Raw genomic sequence first — 15,944 nt, forward strand, 5'->3', positions numbered from 1 at the left:
TGATTGCAGGTAACGCGCCCTGCAAAGAAAATTTTGCCTTTCCTGAGCAAAATTTTTTTGCAAGCCGGTCACCTGCCACTTGCGCCCCCTGTTTGCCGTTTCAACTTTGCTCGTTTGGTTGTGTCTTTGCTCACAATGCGCCCGTTCTCCGATTCTTATAACTCGCTTGATTGTGGCAGTTGTGTTTATTCCCGCTCCCGGGCTATACCGAACTTACTGCTCTTCGTAACTCTTCGCTTGTTTTTCGCAAGTTTTCGCATTCCAAACAGGTCACATGTCACTTTGGTTTATTTTCGCTCCTTGCCCTATACCGGATTTGGGCCTTTGCGCCACTTATTTGCTTTCGCCCAAATCCGCGGGCATCGCTATACTGCTGATGCGGTATCAGTATTGCACCGCTCACGGGCTATACCGAACCTGCTGCTTTTCGCAACTATTCGCACTCTTTGAGCAAGTTTTCGCATTCCGCAGGTTCGCACGCTCCGCCAGGCCGCTGATGAGGCCTTTCTTCGGTCAGGCTTTTTGCCGAAAATATGGTTGGTTGGCCGTGTCTTTAGTTACAAGTGACCTCAAACCCCTCAAACTGCGGGGGTTTGAGATCACTATATTTTGTAACTAACTGATAATCAAATATGTTTTTCTTCTACCTGAACGCAAACCCCTTATGTTATGAGGGTTTGCGATCACTTTGTCTTCTCTTTAATAGCATTTGGTTACTTTTTTTGACGAAATGCTCCTGTTTGTGGGATTTGAAGCACGTTTGGCCACATTTTCCTCAAAACGAGACCGGTTTTCGTTGGGAACGAAAAGGTCCGGCAACAGCGGAAGCGCAAATGGAGCCATTCAAAGCTCCATGCAGCGCTTCCTGCTGTAGCCGCTGGCTTGGGTATAAGGCCAGCGGCGGTGCCACAATGACTCTGCCACATTGCTTTGCCAATCCGCCTCTCCATTCCGTACAGGATTTGCCCTTTTCCTGTCCGAAACGTCCGATTTTTCTCGTCTCGTACAGGATTCGCCCTTTTCCTGTCCGAAACGTCCGATTTTTCTCGTCTCGTACAGGATTGCACCCTTTTCCTGTACGGAACGTCCGATTTCGCTTGCTCGGTACAGAATTTGCTCATTTCCTGTACGGAACGTGTCAGATTTACGAGTATTGGTTATGTTGAGGATACAGTTGACGCGGATGTTTCAATAACTGCTTGTCCGGCTTTTTGAAATGAAGGGAAATGTGATTAGCTTTGTTATGGAATGGTGAATATTATGTTTTCTTGTCTGCACATTTTCAATTGCCTGCTATGCTGCCTGATTTCAATATCAGGTCATTATGAACTTGTTTCAATTCCCAATGAGCGTTCAGCAGTTTCAGTTGAACTTTCATCACAGGCTATTTATTCACCTGTGGCACAATCACGTACAAGTCGTTCAACTGCGGCATCATCATGCACATCGTGTTCCACTTCTGTGTCATTTCAGTCTGGAACAGATGCTATGAGCACAGTACCGGAAGATTCCTCAACTTCAGAACGGGCAATCAGCGCCAGAGCCTTGATTCTTGAAAAGCCTTCCCGCTCAGGAGGATGCCTGCATGCCTATGAGCCGCTTGATACATTGTTTTCTTCCACTCCCGATGGTTATGAACCGTTCTATATCAGTCATTTCGGCAGGCACGGCAGCCGTTTTGCCGGCAGCAGGGAGGATTTTGCGGTTATTGATGAATTGATGAAGTATTCCTCCAGAGTAGATAATGCTGATTCACGTAAGAGTTCTGCTGGTTCTTCAAGCACTTCCGCAGTAGCAGCGGAAAGCAGAAAAATGATTCTGAGTGAAACGGGGGAACAATTGCTGTCAGACCTCATTGCGTTGAAAGAATACTCCGAGGGCAAGTATGGGCAACTTACACAGAAAGGCGCCTGGGAGCACAGGAATATCAGCCGCAGAATGTACAGCCACTATCCCCAGGTTTTTTCCAATCCCGAAAGGAAACGAATAATAGCTGTTTCAACAACTTCCGGCAGGACCATAGCAAGCAAGGAGAATTTCCTGGCACAGCTTGCCCTGAACGCTCCGGATCTGGAAGTGAGCAGCTATACGGCCAGAGATACCCTGGAATATCCAGCGGCCGTGCTGGCAACCAGCGGTTATCCAATGTCAAAGGAAGTGCGCAGAAATGAAAGATTCCCAGATACAAGCGAATCCACAGCCCAGCTTATGAAGGGCTTTGACACCAGGCGACTGCGTTCGTTGCTGTTCGTTTCCAATAACAACGATTCGTTAATGGCCAGTAATGGCAGGGATACAGCCCTCAGCCATGGAACTTTATTGTCAAAATCAAGTCTGGCAGATTCAATTGATGATTCAATATTCATAAGGATACAGTTTTCGGGGAGGCATTATGAATGCATAGGAGATACCCTGGTCCCGAATTTTGAGAAATACTTCACGGCCGAGGAACTTTACTATCTCTGGACCGTTGAAACGCTCATCTGGTATGCGCATTCCTGCGCCTGCTCAGGGAGTGACCATACAAGAATGCATTATTATGGGGCAGGCATTCTCAGGACAATCATTGATGAGGCCGACAGTGCCATTGCAGGAAATCCAGTGGCCGCGAATCTTCGCTTCAGTCACGATACTTACCTATACCCCCTCCTTGCACTTATGGGAGTCGAGGGTGCGGACTATCAGGGCCCGGCCATAGGAGCGCTTGACCGTGTAATTGATTTCACGAATGTCTGCACGGCCGGCAACGTACAGCTGATATTTTACATAAGGCAAGCATCCGGTACAGAGCTCGCTTCAAGTGTGAACTGTTCGGATCAAGCTGCCAGTCCTGCAAAAGGTGCACGGAACGCAAGTGGCCTGCGTACGTGCAAAAATCAGCCGGATGTGCTTGTGAAGATTCTCAAGAACGAGAAGGAGGTTCTCATACCTTCCCTTGCTCCAAGCACCGGCTGCTACTACGAATGGCAAAAACTCAAGAACTATTTCATACAGCGCATAGCAATGTTCTGATAGCCGTCTTATTATAACGAAATACAAATTATTCAGATATGAAAACAAACCTCATTCATTCAATGATCATCTCGCTCGCGCTTGTGGCGGTGTCCGGTGCGGCGGCAAATGCTGCAGATCCTGCGGAACCAAGAAAGAAGGCAAGGCAGGAAAAGGAAGTTGTGGAACCATCGCCGGTGAAAAACAATGACAAAGGATATTACAAGGATGTATTCTTTGATTCCGGGATAGGGCTGAATGTGCGCAATGACCATCCTGCGGCGCGTCTGGCCGGCAAGAGTTTCGAGTACTTCAGGACTGTGGATGGTGATGAACTGTCGCAGGTGGATACCATAAGGCAGACTGAGATGATAGTGGGCTCTGCCATTGATGAGAACGGAGTCCTTCTGTACCCCGATGGTTCACCTCGTTTCCGTCTGTTCTTCGTGCATGGCGGCAATTCAAGAGGCCACGGCGCTTCCCTTGGCGAGGAGGGCCGTCAGAGAATCAGGGATTTCTATGCTGCAGGAGGCTCTTATGCAGGCACCTGCGCAGGCTCTCTGATATGCGCTCAGGGCTATGACAAATATCCTGACTATGAGTATTATTTCCATATCTGGCCGGGACACGTCACACATACGGGCATGCACCGGAGCTTCACGGAGATAACAATAGAGCAGGGGAGTCCTCTGCTGAAATACTATCAGTTCGGTGATGACATGCAGGTTGACAGCGTCCGTCATAATGCAGGCTGCTATATGAATGACGATGAAAGCTATCCTATGCCTGAAGGAACCGAAGTGCTGGCCAGATACAGAGTGCTGGATTCATTGAACGGCAGAAAGATGCACAATAACGGCAGGGTTGCCTGCTGGGCTTACAAGGCAAATGCAAATTCAGGTCGTCTGGTTGTAATCGGCTCGCATCCGGAGGATATGATTTCCGGTGACCGTCTGCAGCTGATGACATCAATGGAACTCTACGCAATGGACGGGAACGGTCCTGCCAGGGTAAAGGCCGCGCTTGTTCCGGGACAGGCCCGCAGGATGGACAGAAGCACGCATGACAGGATGCCTGAATTCACCAAGATAGGTGACAAGCAGTATCATCATTTCACCGTTGAGGTTCCTCAGGGCACTGATACGCTTACAATATCGTTGAGGGGAGTGAAGGGGAATGACAATTATGACATGTTCATTTTCGCGAATCCGGGTGATTTTGCCTTCCGCGAGAATGCAAAATATCAGAACATGGCTCTGGGAATGAACAAGACGTACAGTATTGTTGCTCCAAAGGCTGGTACAATGTACATTTCAGTGTTCTGTGACACAACGGTTGACACTGTGAAATCTCCGAATGGAACTCAATACACAGGCCGTGTTGATGTGCTCAACGGAGTGCCTTACACAATTGAAGTCCGGTGCAGCGAATAGCATTCCTCCACAATTCCAATCACATCAAGGCCTTCCTCTATGGGGCAGGCAATAGGTTCTTTCCCCTCAATGGCATTCAGGAAGTTCGAAAGCTGGGCCAGACCTGTTTCATTGCCATCGCTGTGTGAGAGATTGAAAGTGCTGCAGGAGGAGGTATGGAGCACTCCGTCAAGGGTGTATCTGTCTGTATCGTAGGAGCCTATGGCGGCAACGTGTCCGTTCCCACTGACTGTGATATTGTTGGAAAGCTGCTCGCTGCGGCTTATCCTTATCCGTGCTGTTGATGTGCGGTAATGCATTGATACAAAGGCGTTGTCCTCAAGTCCATCGGTGGCATCATCCTCGTATTCAAGCTTTTCGGGCTTCCCAAGACACCAGTACACGAAATCGAGCGGATGTATTCCCATATCAAAGAGCACGCCACCCGGGACCAGTTCCTTATTGTAGTTGTATCCGGTGACCGAAGGCCACTTGACAGCGGATCCGTGAACAATGGAAATCTCCGGGTCCGGGCCGAAGAAGCCGTTCCTGACAAGCTCCCTGACTTCCTTTCTGCTTGGGTAGAACCTGCAGCTGTGGCACATTCCCAGCACCAGTCCGCCCTTTGCTTCATCCAGTATTGTCCTTGTTTCCACCATCGATGGTGAAAGCGGCTTTTCACACAGAACATGCTTGCCAGCCTCAATGCAGTCCTTTAATATGGCATTGTGAAGGTGCGGAGGGGTGGCTATCACGCAGGCATCCACCTCTTTTACACAGCGATGGTAATCCTTCACCACGTGCAGCAGGGAATGTTTTTCAGCCATTCGGGCGGCCCGTTCCGGAAGCGGCTCGGCCAGATATACGTTCTCCCTGCCAAGAAGTTTCAGGGCCGATGGGATATGTACCGAATCGGCAATTGCGCCGCCACCTATGATCAGAAGTTTCATGCTCAAATTTAGTGATTAATTTGCACATGACCCAGTTCAACTTCCCTGGAACTTTCCGATTTTTATTAATTTTGCAACTATGATAAGTAATCAGATGTCCGAACGGATAACATCACTCCGATGGTTATGTATCGTGCTTGTTTTGATGCAACACGCGGTACAATGGCCCTGTTTTCAAGCCTCTTTAGCCGACTTCTGTTTTAAGCCCGCATTCGGGTGGGTGTATATGATTGTTGTCTATGGACTGGGAATAGGAATTGTGCCCGTCTTTTTTATCATATCCGGCTACTTGCAGTTTGCAAAGCCTCGCAATTACAAGGATACCGTATTGAAGAAACTTGAGGGGTTGATGTTGCCTATGCTCATCTGGACAGCAGTTGCCTGCCTCGAGTATCTTGCCCTTATGAAGTGGACAGGGAGGATCCTTCAGTTCGCTTTTCTTGAAAGCAGCAACCCTCTTGATTGGCTTAAAGGAATATTCGGAGACTATTCCGGAATGCTTTCCGGGTCCATAGGGGTCCCTTTGCTGTATCAGTTCTGGTTTATCCGTGACCTGTTCATATTATCAATACTATCGCCGCTGATCAACTGGCTTTTGCACAAGATTCCGTGGATATATATGACTCTTTGCCTGCTTGCTCTTGTTTTTGTCATATCTCCTCTGACAGCGCCTCATGCTCTTTTCTTTTACTCGCTCGGAGGACTATGCGCAATCAGGAAATGGGATTTCTTCAGCCTCGCCGACAAATGGATTCCCTGGCCACTGGTGATAGCAGGCTGCATAGCCGCAGTTTTCCATGTCCATTCCGAAGGCCTGTACTGCGGTATTACAACACATTTTCCCGCCCATCTGCCAACGTTTTTCCTTCTGCTGAAGCTTTCGGGGATTCTCATTTCCCACAGAAATGCAGATGCGTTTGTCCGGAATATGGCACCCCATTCAATGTTTTTGTATTGTTCGCACGGCTATATGATAATATACGTTATCGGCCTGCTGCTGATACGCTTCATTGATGTAACCGGTACACTTGGAATGATATTTTTCGCACTGGCTCTTTTCGTCGCAGATTTGCTTATCTGTACGCTCGCAGGAATTCTATTACGCAGATATCTTCCAAAGACTTTCAGTGTTTTGTGCGGAGGGCGATGATTTTACGGAGTTCAACTTCCCTAGAGCTTCCCGACCCCAGAAAATGAATGAGGCACCTACTTGCGTAAGTGCCTCATTTTCAGTTCGTAGCGCGGCCCAGGATTGAACTGGGGACCTCATGATTATGAATCATGCGCTCTAACCAGCTGAGCTACCGCGCCATTGTGTAAAGAACTTAAAAATAAATCTGCAAATTTTTGGGTTTGCAGATACTTGGTTGAGATAGAAGGACTCGAACCCTCACCGACAGAGCCAGAATCTGGAGTGCTACCATTACACCATATCTCACTGTTTGGGACTGCAAAGGTATAAACTTTTTGTACCAATGCAAATAATTTTTATACTTTTTTTGCCTTTTATTCCAGTCCTTTGAGGCGGCGGGCCATTTTTGATGCGAATACGAAATCGTTCAGCTCCTTGCACTCCGAGTCAAGTATATCGCTGTTGCAGCCTTCCCAAAGCAGGCGCCCCTTGTAAATGAAACCTATCTTGTCTCCGATTTCCATTACGGAGTTCATGTCGTGGGTGTTGATTACGGTTGTAATGTTGTATTCCTGAGTTATTTCATGAATCAGACGGTCAATTACAATTGAGGTTGTAGGATCGAGACCGGAGTTAGGTTCGTCACAGAAAAGGTATTTGGGGTTGAGGGCTATTGCGCGTGCAATGCCCACTCTTTTCTGCATTCCACCGCTCAACTCCGACGGCATCTTTTTGTTGGCGTTCTCAAGATTTACTCTCTTGAGGCAGAAATTGGCTCTCTCGAGTTTCTGTTCGCGGCTCCAGTTGGTGAAGAAATCCATAGGGAACATCACGTTCTCCTCAACGCTGGCAAAGTCAAACAGCGCACTGCCCTGGAAAAGCATTCCAATGTTGGTGCGAACGGATTTCTTCTGATTCTCGTCCATCGCTGTAAAAAGGTCCGAGCCATACCATATTTCTCCGGAATCGGGTTGCATGAGGCCTACAAGGTTCTTCAGAAGCACCGTTTTGCCGCTTCCGCTGGCTCCAATGATCAAGGAACACTGCCCTGGGTTGTAACTTATTGAAATATTGTCCAGAACCGTGCGCCCGTCAAAGGATTTGCATATATTGTTGACCTTTATCATTCCTAAAGTAAAATGTTGGTAAGCAGATAGTTGAATATCAGAATGAGTGCGCTGCTGATTACAATGGCGCGTGTACTGCTGCGTCCAACGCCCAGAGAACCTCCTTTTGCATAATATCCGAAATAGGAGCAGACTGAGGTTATAATGAAGCAGAAGACAGCCATCTTGGTCATACTGTATGTGATGTAATGGGGCTTGAATGAGAATTGCAGGCCCTGAACATACTGGCTCAGGGATATCATACCCATAACCTGCACCACCAATGCACCTCCAAGCAGACCCATGATGAAACTCATGAGCATGAGCAGCGGACTGAGCAGGGTGGCGCTCACAAGCTTTGGCAGAATCAGATAGCCTGCGGAGTTCACGCCCATTATCTCCATTGCATCAATCTGTTCGGTTATTCTCATGCTGCCAAGCTCCGAGGCTATGTTCGAGCCCATTTTGCCTGCAAGAATCAGTGCAACCATGGTTGAGCAGAATTCAAGGACAAGGGTTTCGCGGGCCATGAAGCCAATGTACATCTTATCTATGAGCGGATTGTCCATGTTCTTGTCTGTCTGAATCACAACAACCGCACCTATGAAAAGAGAAATGATTGCAATTATTGGAATCGAGCCAATGATGAGCTTGTCCGCCTCCTCAATGAACTGCTTGAAGAAAATGGACCATTTCTCCGGCTTCCTGAAAGCTTTTTTCATGAGAAGCCAGTATTCTCCCACCGATTCAAGTATGTTGGAAATGTTCACCGACATAGGCCGCCAAATTTTACGCAAGGTAAGAAATTTAGTTCATAAAACTAAATTTCATAATGCGATGCAGATTATGTAATTTTGAAACTTTATTTTATGTACAATCATGTTGTATAATCTTGGCATAAAACTGTACCTGTTCGCCGCACAAGTGACCTGGATGTTCAACCACGAATCAAAGGCCGGAAAATTCTATGAGGGAAGGGTAGGGCTTCTCAGGAAAATCGAGGATGAAGTTAAGACAGACAAACCTATAATATGGTTCCACTGCTCTTCCGTGGGCGAATTCGAACAGGCACGTCCAATAATAGAATGGTACCGAACGGCCCGCAAGGACTGGAAAATCCTTCTTACTTTCTTCTCCCCAAGCGGCTATGAACTCAGGAAGGATTACTCATACGCAGACTGGGTTTACTATCTCCCGGTGGATACAAAGTGCAATGCCAAGGAGTTCATCCGCATAGTGAATCCAAGGAGGGCGGTCTTTGTGAAATACGAGTTCTGGTACAATTACCTCAAATGCCTGCGCAACAATGGCACGGAGTCTTACCTGATAAGCGCAATCTTCCGTCCGGGACAGAGTTTCTTCAAGCCTTGGGGTGGATTCTTCAGGGAGATGCTCCACTGCTTCACCCACATCTTTGTACAGAATAGGGAATCCTTCGAGCTCCTTTCTTCAATAGGCCTCAAGGACAGGCTCATTCTAGGCGGTGACACCCGCTTTGACCGCGTGGCCACAGTCACCTCCCATCCAAAGGACTTCCCGCAGATAGACAAGTTCGTTCAGGAGGCAACCATAATGATAGCAGGAAGTTCCTGGCCTTCAGACGAAGTCCTCCTTTTCCCTGCAATGGAGATGTGCTGCGGCAAGCAGGTTTCCCGGGTGCTTTCACAATATTCCACCGGCGATGGTTCATTCACTTCCCCTTCAGGCAAGTCATACGGGCCTCTTCCAGCTGTGCAGAAGAGCGCAGCGCTGCTTGACAAGGCAAGGAAAGTTCAGAAATGGAGCATTGAGTACAGCGATGGAATGGCTTCAAACAAGGCGGTCCTTCCGGAAAGGAGAATCAAGGTCATTATTGCTCCTCACGAAATGCCTGCCGGCAGGATTGAGGCAATGGAGAAACGCTGCAGCCAGTGGGGCGTGATAAAATTCTCGCAGCTGGATTCTCTTTCAGATGAGGAAATACGTAATGCAAACGTGCTCATAGTTGATGCAATAGGCTATCTTTCATCAATTTACAAATATGCCGATTTCTCATTCGTAGGAGGCGGCTTCATACCTTCCGGAATTCATAACATACTGGAATCCGCAACTTACGGCGCTCCTGTATGCTTCGGACCAACATACAGGAAATTCCAGGAAGCGCACGATGCAATTGCAATAGGAGGCGCCGTTCCAGTGCTCAAGCCTGAAGACCTGTGCAGGACCATCCTCCACTATCTCAGCGCCAACAATGCCGTTGTAGCCGGAGCCCTTCTCCAGAAATACGTGAAGGAGAACCTCGGAGCCACTGAGAAAATAATAGCAATGCTGTAGAAAATCATTAAAACTGCAATATTATGAAACGCTTTTACACACTATGCCTTATGGCCACTGCAATGATGCTGGCATTGGGCGCAAACAAGGCTGCGGCAGGGGTTGAGATTGAAACATTCCCGGGGGAGGAGAATGTTCCATATGCAAGCGATATAGTTACCGGCGCCGCCCAGGTAATGAAGTATTATTCCATGGTGAAAGGCCGCAAGGTGTGTATTCTGAGCAATCAGACAGGAATGGTGAATGAGAAGAACCATATTCTGGATACATTGCTGGCGCTCAAGGTGAAGGTTGCCTGCATAATGAGCCCGGAGCATGGTTTCCGCGGTGATGCCGATGCCGGCGAGACCGTAAAGAGCTCGATTGACCCAAAGACAGGCGTGCCTATCAAGTCCTTGTATGAGGGCAGCGGCAAGGGCCCTTCAAAGGAAACAATGGATATGTTTGACGTGCTCATCTTTGATTTGCAGGATGTGGGCGTGCGTTTCTACACATATTACGTTACAATGGTCAAGATGATGGCAACCTGCGCTGAATTTGGCAAGGAGTTCATAGTTCTTGACAGACCTAACCCTATAGGTTTCATGGTTGACGGCCCTATTCTTGACATGAATCTCAAGAGCGGAGTGGGCGCGCTTCCTATTCCTATTGCTCACGGAATGACACTCGGTGAACTGGCAATGATGGCAAACGGCGAAGGGTGGCTCAGGGACAAGCTCAAATGCAATCTCAAGGTTGTGAAATGCCTGAACTACACTCACGACAAACTTTACAGGCTGCCAATCAAACCATCACCTAACCTTCCTGACATGAGATCCATATATCTCTATCCTTCAACCTGCTATTTCGAGGGAACTCCTGTAAGCCTTGGCCGTGGAACATCAAAGCCTTTCCAGGTTTACGGACATCCCAACATGAAGGGATACAGCTTCTCATTCACACCGCGCAGCATTCCTGGCGCAAAGTTCCCGCCACAGCTCAACAAGGAGTGCTGGGGAGTTGACCTGCGCACTGAGCCTTCAATTGATGAGATAATCAAGGGCGGAGTGAATCTTGAATATGTAGTTGATGCATATACCAACCTGAATCTCGACGATCATTTCTTCCGCCGCATGTTCGATTATGAAACCGGCCAGGAATGGGTTCGCGCAATGATAAAGAAAGGCGCAAGTGCAGCTGAGATCAAGGCACGCTGGGCCGATGACGTTGAGAAATTCAAACTGCAGCGCAAACCTTATCTATTGTATAAATAGCGGCTTATGGCACTGAGGATAGGAAACGGTTTTGATGTGCATCAGCTTGCTCCCGGACTGCCTTTGTTCCTGGGAGGAGTGAAGCTGGAGCATACAAAAGGTTGTGTAGCGCACTCCGATGGTGATGTGCTCATACACGCTCTCTGCGATGCCCTTCTGGGAGCGCTTGCCCTGGGGGACATAGGCAAGCATTTCCCTGATACAGACAACGCCTACAAGGGGATAGACAGCAAGATATTGCTATCGCAGTGTATGGAAATGATAAAGGAGAGTGGATGGAGAGTGGTGAATGCGGACTGCACTATTGCTGCGCAGAAACCTAAGATGGCTCCTTACATTCCGTCCATGCGGGAGTGTCTTGCCTCCTTGCTTGAAGTTGAAACTGACTGTGTTTCGGTAAAGGCTACCACAACCGAACATCTGGGCTTCTGCGGCCGGGAAGAGGGGATTGCGGTGATGGCCAGTGTCCTTCTTGAGAAATAATATATGGCTTTTACAAGGAAATATCACGTTACGGCGCATGAGATAGATTACAGATATCTTCTCACCCCGGATGGCATGCTGCTTTATTTTCAGGATGCCGTTGCCTGCTGCCTCTATGAGCACAATGTGGCGGGTTTTGATATTGACAAACTTGGACTGCTGTGGATAATATCGAATTTTGACCTGCATATAGAGAAAGGCAAGAGGCCTTACTGGTTCGAGGAGGTTGAGGTGAGTGTGAGTCTGGGAAAAGTCACTCCATACAGGCTGTTCTTTGACGCTGAAATGAAAAACGCTCAGGGGAGCGTGTTCGCAACCGGTACAAGCTCCTGGAGCGTGATAGATACGGTTTCGCGACAGCCTATGGACTGCAAGAGAATACTTGAGAAAGGAGCTATGGAAGTTGAAACCAATGTGCACAGCGCGCATCATTCAAGGCTCAAGATGCCTCGGATAGGGGAACTTCTCTGGGAGAACGAACATAAGACAGGAGGCCGTGATGTTGACCAGAACCTGCATGTCAATAACAGGGTATATACCGCCGCGGCGTTCAACTGCGTGCCTCAGGAAATATACAAAGTAAAGCAGGTCAAGAGAATAACAATAAAATATGAGCGCGAGACCTTTACAGGCGATGCTCTCTCCTGCAGGACATACAAGGCTCTTTCTGAAGAGCTGCCGGAAGGCGAAGACTGTTTCGTACAGATAATCTCCAATACGGGCGGTGAGCAGGTGTGCACCATAACAACCGTATGGGAACCGAAACTTAAACAGGAAATGATTGAAAACCATTTGAGGAATGTTACGATTTGATCTTATTAAATCCGCTTACTCCAAAGCGCCGGTCGAGTCTGAAATTCCAGAAGCCAGACCAAGCGATTATTTCGCACAGAAAGTGTTCACCAAGGACACGATGCGCAAATATCTGAGTCCTGAGGTTTACAGGCAGATGCTGGCTGTAATGGAGCAGGGCGCCAAGCTTGACCGCAGCATTGCCGACGATGTGGCTGAAGGTATGAAGAAATGGGCGGTTGAGCAGGGTGCAACCCATTACACACACTGGTTCCATCCTCTTACCGATACTACCGCCGAGAAGCACGATTCCTTCATTGAGTTCGATGATGAGTGCAATCTTATAGAGCGTTTCAGCGGAAAGCTGCTCGCCCAGCAGGAGCCTGATGCATCGAGCTTTCCCAACGGAGGCATAAGGGCAACCTTCGAGGCCCGCGGGTACAGCGCCTGGGACCCTACATCCCCTGCCTTTGTAATGGACGATACTCTTTGTATTCCAACAATATTCATAGCCTTCACAGGAGAGGCTCTTGATTACAAGGCCCCTCTGCTCCGTTCACTCCAGGCGGTTGACAAGGCCAGTGTGGATGTATGCCGTCTGTTTGATCCGCACGTGAACAGGGTAAGTTCTTTCCTTGGCTGGGAACAGGAATACTTCCTTCTCGACGAGGACCTTTTCAATTCAAGACAGGACCTCATGCTTACCGGCAGAACCGTGATAGGCCACAGCAGCGCAAAGGACCAGCAGCTGGAAGACCATTATCTGGGAGCCATTCCCGCGCGTGCGGCAGCCTTCATGAAGGATGTTGAAATAGAGGCACTCAAACTGGGCATTCCTATCAAGACCTGTCATAACGAGGTGGCTCCTAACCAGTTCGAGTTTGCTCCTATCTTTGAGGAAACCAATCTTGCCTGCGACCACAACATGCTGCTCATGACCCTCATGAAAAAGGTGGCCCACAAGCACAGACTCCACTGCCTCCTCCACGAGAAACCTTTTGCCGGCATTAACGGAAGTGGCAAGCACTGCAATTTCTCCCTCCAGATCACAGGCTGGGACAACGAGCAGACGGGCCGTACGCCAAAGAACCTCATGGCTCCAGGAAAGAACGAGGAGGACAATCTGATATTCATAACCTTTGTAGTGAACACTCTGGCAGCCGTTTACAGGCACAACGGCCTGCTCAAGGCCTCAATCATGAGCGCCAGCAACGCATACAGGCTCGGCGGGCACGAGGCTCCTCCTTCAATCATTTCGTCATTCATAGGCAGGCAGCTCACCGAGGTGCTCGACGCCCTTGAGGCAGCCAACACCCAGGAGGCTCTGAGCATAAAAGGCAAGAAAGGCAAGTCCTTGAACCTCCCGCAGATACCTGAACTCCTCATAGACAACACCGACAGGAACAGAACATCACCTTTTGCATTCAATGGAAACAGATTCGAGTTCCGTGCGCTGGGATCCGAGGCGAACTGCGCAGGCGCAATGATAGCCCTCAACGGTGCGGTTGCCCAGCAGCTTCAGCTCTTCAAGGAAAAAGTAGATTCCAGGATTTCTTCATCCACCGGCGATAGTTCCGATAAAAAGGCCATTATCCGCTCTGCAGTAATCTCAGAGCTGCGTGAACTCATTACATATTCCAAGCCTGTACGCTTTGATGGTAACGGCTACAGTGCTGAATGGCTCAAGGAAGCCGCAGCCCGTGGTCTTGACTGCGAGGTGAATGCTCCTAAAGTCTTTGATGCTTACCTCAGCCAGTCCAGTTTGGATATGTTCTCTTCAATGGGCATAATGAAGGAGAGCGAACTTCTGGCACGAAACGAAATCAAGTGGGAGATTTACGTGAAGAAACTCCAGATAGAGTCACGCGTAATGTGTGATATGGCGCAGAATCACATTGTGCCTGCCGCTCTTGAGTACAAGGGCCGTCTGGTTGATCTGATTTACAAGGGCAGCTCCCTTTCACTGCAGCACTCCTTTGTTGATGAGGAAATGAAACTTGTGGAGGAATTGAGCCGCCACATATCCATTGTACGCAAGGAAGTCCACAATATGGAGCTGGCCAGGAAGAATGCCAATGCAATTCCTCAAATGCGTGAGCGCGCAATTGCCTACCACGATACAGTCCTGCCACTGATGGACATAATAAGAAACAGCATAGACAGCCTTGAGGTAATAGTTGACGACAAGCTCTGGCCAGTTCCAAAATACAGGGAATTGTTGTTCATAAACTAAACCAGGCGTTGTTTTGCTATTTGAAATGTGGTGGATTGTGAGTAATTTTGTGCTTTGGAAAACGAATTTTCCAAAGCACTTTTCGTTAATGTGAAAATTGTTAAATACTTTGCTTTATGAAACTTGTTTACACAGGAAAAACCAAGGATGTTTTCGCTCTTGAGAACGGGAACTATCTGCTTAAATTCAAGGATGATTGTACAGGAAAAGACGGCGTTTTCGATCCGGGCGAGAATTCAGTAGGCCTTAAGATAGAGGGCGTGGGCGATGTGAACCTGCGTATGTCAATCTATTTCTTTGAGAAGGTTAACGCTGCCGGTATCAAGACTCATTACGTTAGCGCAAATCTTGCGGACACCACAATGGAGGTGCTTCCTGCAAAGGTTTTCGGCCAGGGTCTTGAAGTTATCTGCAGACATAAGGCTGTTGGAAGTTTCTATCGCAGGTACGGTGAGTATATCAAGGAGGGCTCGGATCTTCCTGCATACGTTGAAACCACTTTCAAGAACGATGCAAAGGGTGATCCGCTTGTAACAAAGGATGCTCTTGTTGCTCTTGGAGTAATGAGTGACAAGCAGTACGAGGACATCAAGCTCATGACCCAGAAGATCACTCAGATTGTTGCCGATGACCTCAAGGAGAAGGGTCTTGTCCTTTACGATATCAAGTTCGAGTTCGGTTATGACAAGGAAGGCAATGTAATGCTCATAGACGAGATTGCTTCAGGCAACATGCGCGTTTACAAGGATGGCAAGTACATTGAGCCTATGACACTTTCAAAACTCTTCTTTGAAGCCAAATAGTTTCATTATGAAGGTAGCCGTAATAATGGGCAGCGCCAGTGACTGGGATGTAATGAGTCAGGCGTGCACCACTCTTGAGGAATTCGGAATTCCTTACGAGAAGAAAGTGCTCAGCGCACACAGAAATCCCGGGCCTCTGGCGGATTATGTGAAAGCCGCCAGGGAGAACGGAATAGACATAATAATAGCCGGAGCAGGCGGAGCGGCGCACTTGCCGGGAGTGATTGCGGCGCTCACAACCCTGCCGGTACTTGGAATCCCTGTGAAATCCAAGGCATTGAACGGATTGGACTCGCTCCTGTCAATAGTGCAGATGCCGTCCGGAATACCGGTAGCCACAATGGCAATAGACGGCGCAAAGAACGCGGCTCTGATGGCCGTTACAATTCTGGCGCTTGGAAATCCGGGTCTGAGGGAACAGCTGGAGGAATTCCGCAGAAAACAGAGTGAAAAAGTACTGAATACAACAATATGAA

Annotated in this window: 13 protein-coding genes and 2 tRNA genes; 10 read left to right on the forward strand and 5 right to left on the reverse strand. The window is 48.4% G+C overall.

Features of this window, described 5'->3' with window-relative positions; translation table 11 throughout:
• Positions 1–1,488 precede the first annotated feature (1,488 nt).
• Together AC06L3_RS00365 and AC06L3_RS00370 are read left to right on the forward strand one after the other, a co-directional pair.
• Positions 1,489–3,012: a histidine-type phosphatase gene (locus AC06L3_RS00365; protein WP_475668643.1), complete on the forward strand. Its 1,524-nt coding sequence runs from the start codon at positions 1,489–1,491 to the stop codon at positions 3,010–3,012.
• 38 nt (positions 3,013–3,050) lie between these two features.
• Positions 3,051–4,424, forward strand: coding sequence for a type 1 glutamine amidotransferase family protein (locus tag AC06L3_RS00370; protein ID WP_475668644.1), 1,374 nt, complete (start codon positions 3,051–3,053; stop codon positions 4,422–4,424).
• Here AC06L3_RS00370 and AC06L3_RS00375 read toward each other — a convergent pair.
• Positions 4,394–5,353 (reverse strand): Gfo/Idh/MocA family protein, encoded by a 960-nt coding sequence (locus tag AC06L3_RS00375; protein ID WP_475668645.1) that lies wholly within the window; start codon positions 5,351–5,353, stop codon positions 4,394–4,396. The two genes, AC06L3_RS00370 and AC06L3_RS00375, sit on opposite strands and share 31 nt — an antisense overlap.
• 94 nt (positions 5,354–5,447) lie before the next feature.
• On the opposite strand from AC06L3_RS00375, the gene AC06L3_RS00380 reads away from it, so the two are divergent.
• Positions 5,448–6,503 (forward strand): acyltransferase family protein, encoded by a 1,056-nt coding sequence (locus tag AC06L3_RS00380; protein ID WP_475668664.1) that lies wholly within the window; start codon positions 5,448–5,450, stop codon positions 6,501–6,503.
• Between the two features lie 87 nt (positions 6,504–6,590).
• Here the strand turns inward: AC06L3_RS00380 and AC06L3_RS00385 are convergent.
• From AC06L3_RS00385 to AC06L3_RS00400, 4 genes are all read right to left on the reverse strand, one after another.
• Positions 6,591–6,664 (reverse strand) — tRNA-Met (locus tag AC06L3_RS00385).
• A 53-nt stretch (positions 6,665–6,717) separates the two neighbouring features.
• Positions 6,718–6,791: transfer RNA gene (locus tag AC06L3_RS00390), tRNA-Gln, on the reverse strand.
• A 68-nt stretch (positions 6,792–6,859) separates the two neighbouring features.
• A complete protein-coding gene (locus AC06L3_RS00395) occupies positions 6,860–7,612 on the reverse strand; it encodes an ABC transporter ATP-binding protein (RefSeq protein WP_475668646.1) in 753 nt (250 codons plus the stop codon).
• A gap of 2 nt (positions 7,613–7,614) precedes the next feature.
• Positions 7,615–8,367, reverse strand: coding sequence for an MlaE family ABC transporter permease (locus AC06L3_RS00400; protein ID WP_475668647.1), 753 nt, complete (start codon positions 8,365–8,367; stop codon positions 7,615–7,617).
• A 103-nt stretch (positions 8,368–8,470) separates the two neighbouring features.
• On the opposite strand from AC06L3_RS00400, the gene AC06L3_RS00405 reads away from it, so the two are divergent.
• From AC06L3_RS00405 to purE, 7 genes are all read left to right on the forward strand, one after another.
• Complete coding sequence (locus AC06L3_RS00405; RefSeq protein ID WP_475668648.1) at positions 8,471–9,904, forward strand: 3-deoxy-D-manno-octulosonic acid transferase; 1,434 nt, start codon at positions 8,471–8,473, stop codon at positions 9,902–9,904.
• Positions 9,905–9,927: 23 nt separating this feature from the next.
• Entirely contained in the window at positions 9,928–11,157 is a 1,230-nt protein-coding gene (locus AC06L3_RS00410; RefSeq protein WP_475668649.1) for an exo-beta-N-acetylmuramidase NamZ family protein, read from the forward strand.
• Positions 11,158–11,163: 6 nt separating this feature from the next.
• The gene (ispF, locus tag AC06L3_RS00415; protein ID WP_475668650.1) at positions 11,164–11,640 is read left to right on the forward strand and encodes a 2-C-methyl-D-erythritol 2,4-cyclodiphosphate synthase; all 477 of its coding nucleotides are present in this window, start codon (positions 11,164–11,166) and stop codon (positions 11,638–11,640) included.
• A gap of 3 nt (positions 11,641–11,643) precedes the next feature.
• A complete protein-coding gene (locus tag AC06L3_RS00420; RefSeq protein WP_475668651.1) occupies positions 11,644–12,453 on the forward strand; it encodes an acyl-[acyl-carrier-protein] thioesterase in 810 nt (269 codons plus the stop codon).
• Positions 12,440–14,665, forward strand: coding sequence for a glutamine synthetase III family protein (locus AC06L3_RS00425; protein WP_475668652.1), 2,226 nt, complete (start codon positions 12,440–12,442; stop codon positions 14,663–14,665). The genes AC06L3_RS00420 and AC06L3_RS00425 overlap by 14 nt, the downstream gene beginning before the upstream one ends.
• A 116-nt stretch (positions 14,666–14,781) precedes the next feature.
• Entirely contained in the window at positions 14,782–15,468 is a 687-nt protein-coding gene (locus AC06L3_RS00430) for a phosphoribosylaminoimidazolesuccinocarboxamide synthase (protein WP_321625131.1), read from the forward strand.
• Positions 15,469–15,475: 7 nt separating this feature from the next.
• Positions 15,476–15,943, forward strand: a complete 468-nt coding sequence (gene purE, locus AC06L3_RS00435) for a 5-(carboxyamino)imidazole ribonucleotide mutase (protein WP_475668653.1) — start codon at positions 15,476–15,478, stop codon at positions 15,941–15,943.
• Position 15,944 lies beyond the last annotated feature (1 nt).

The organism is Candidatus Egerieousia sp., from assembly GCF_056211015.1.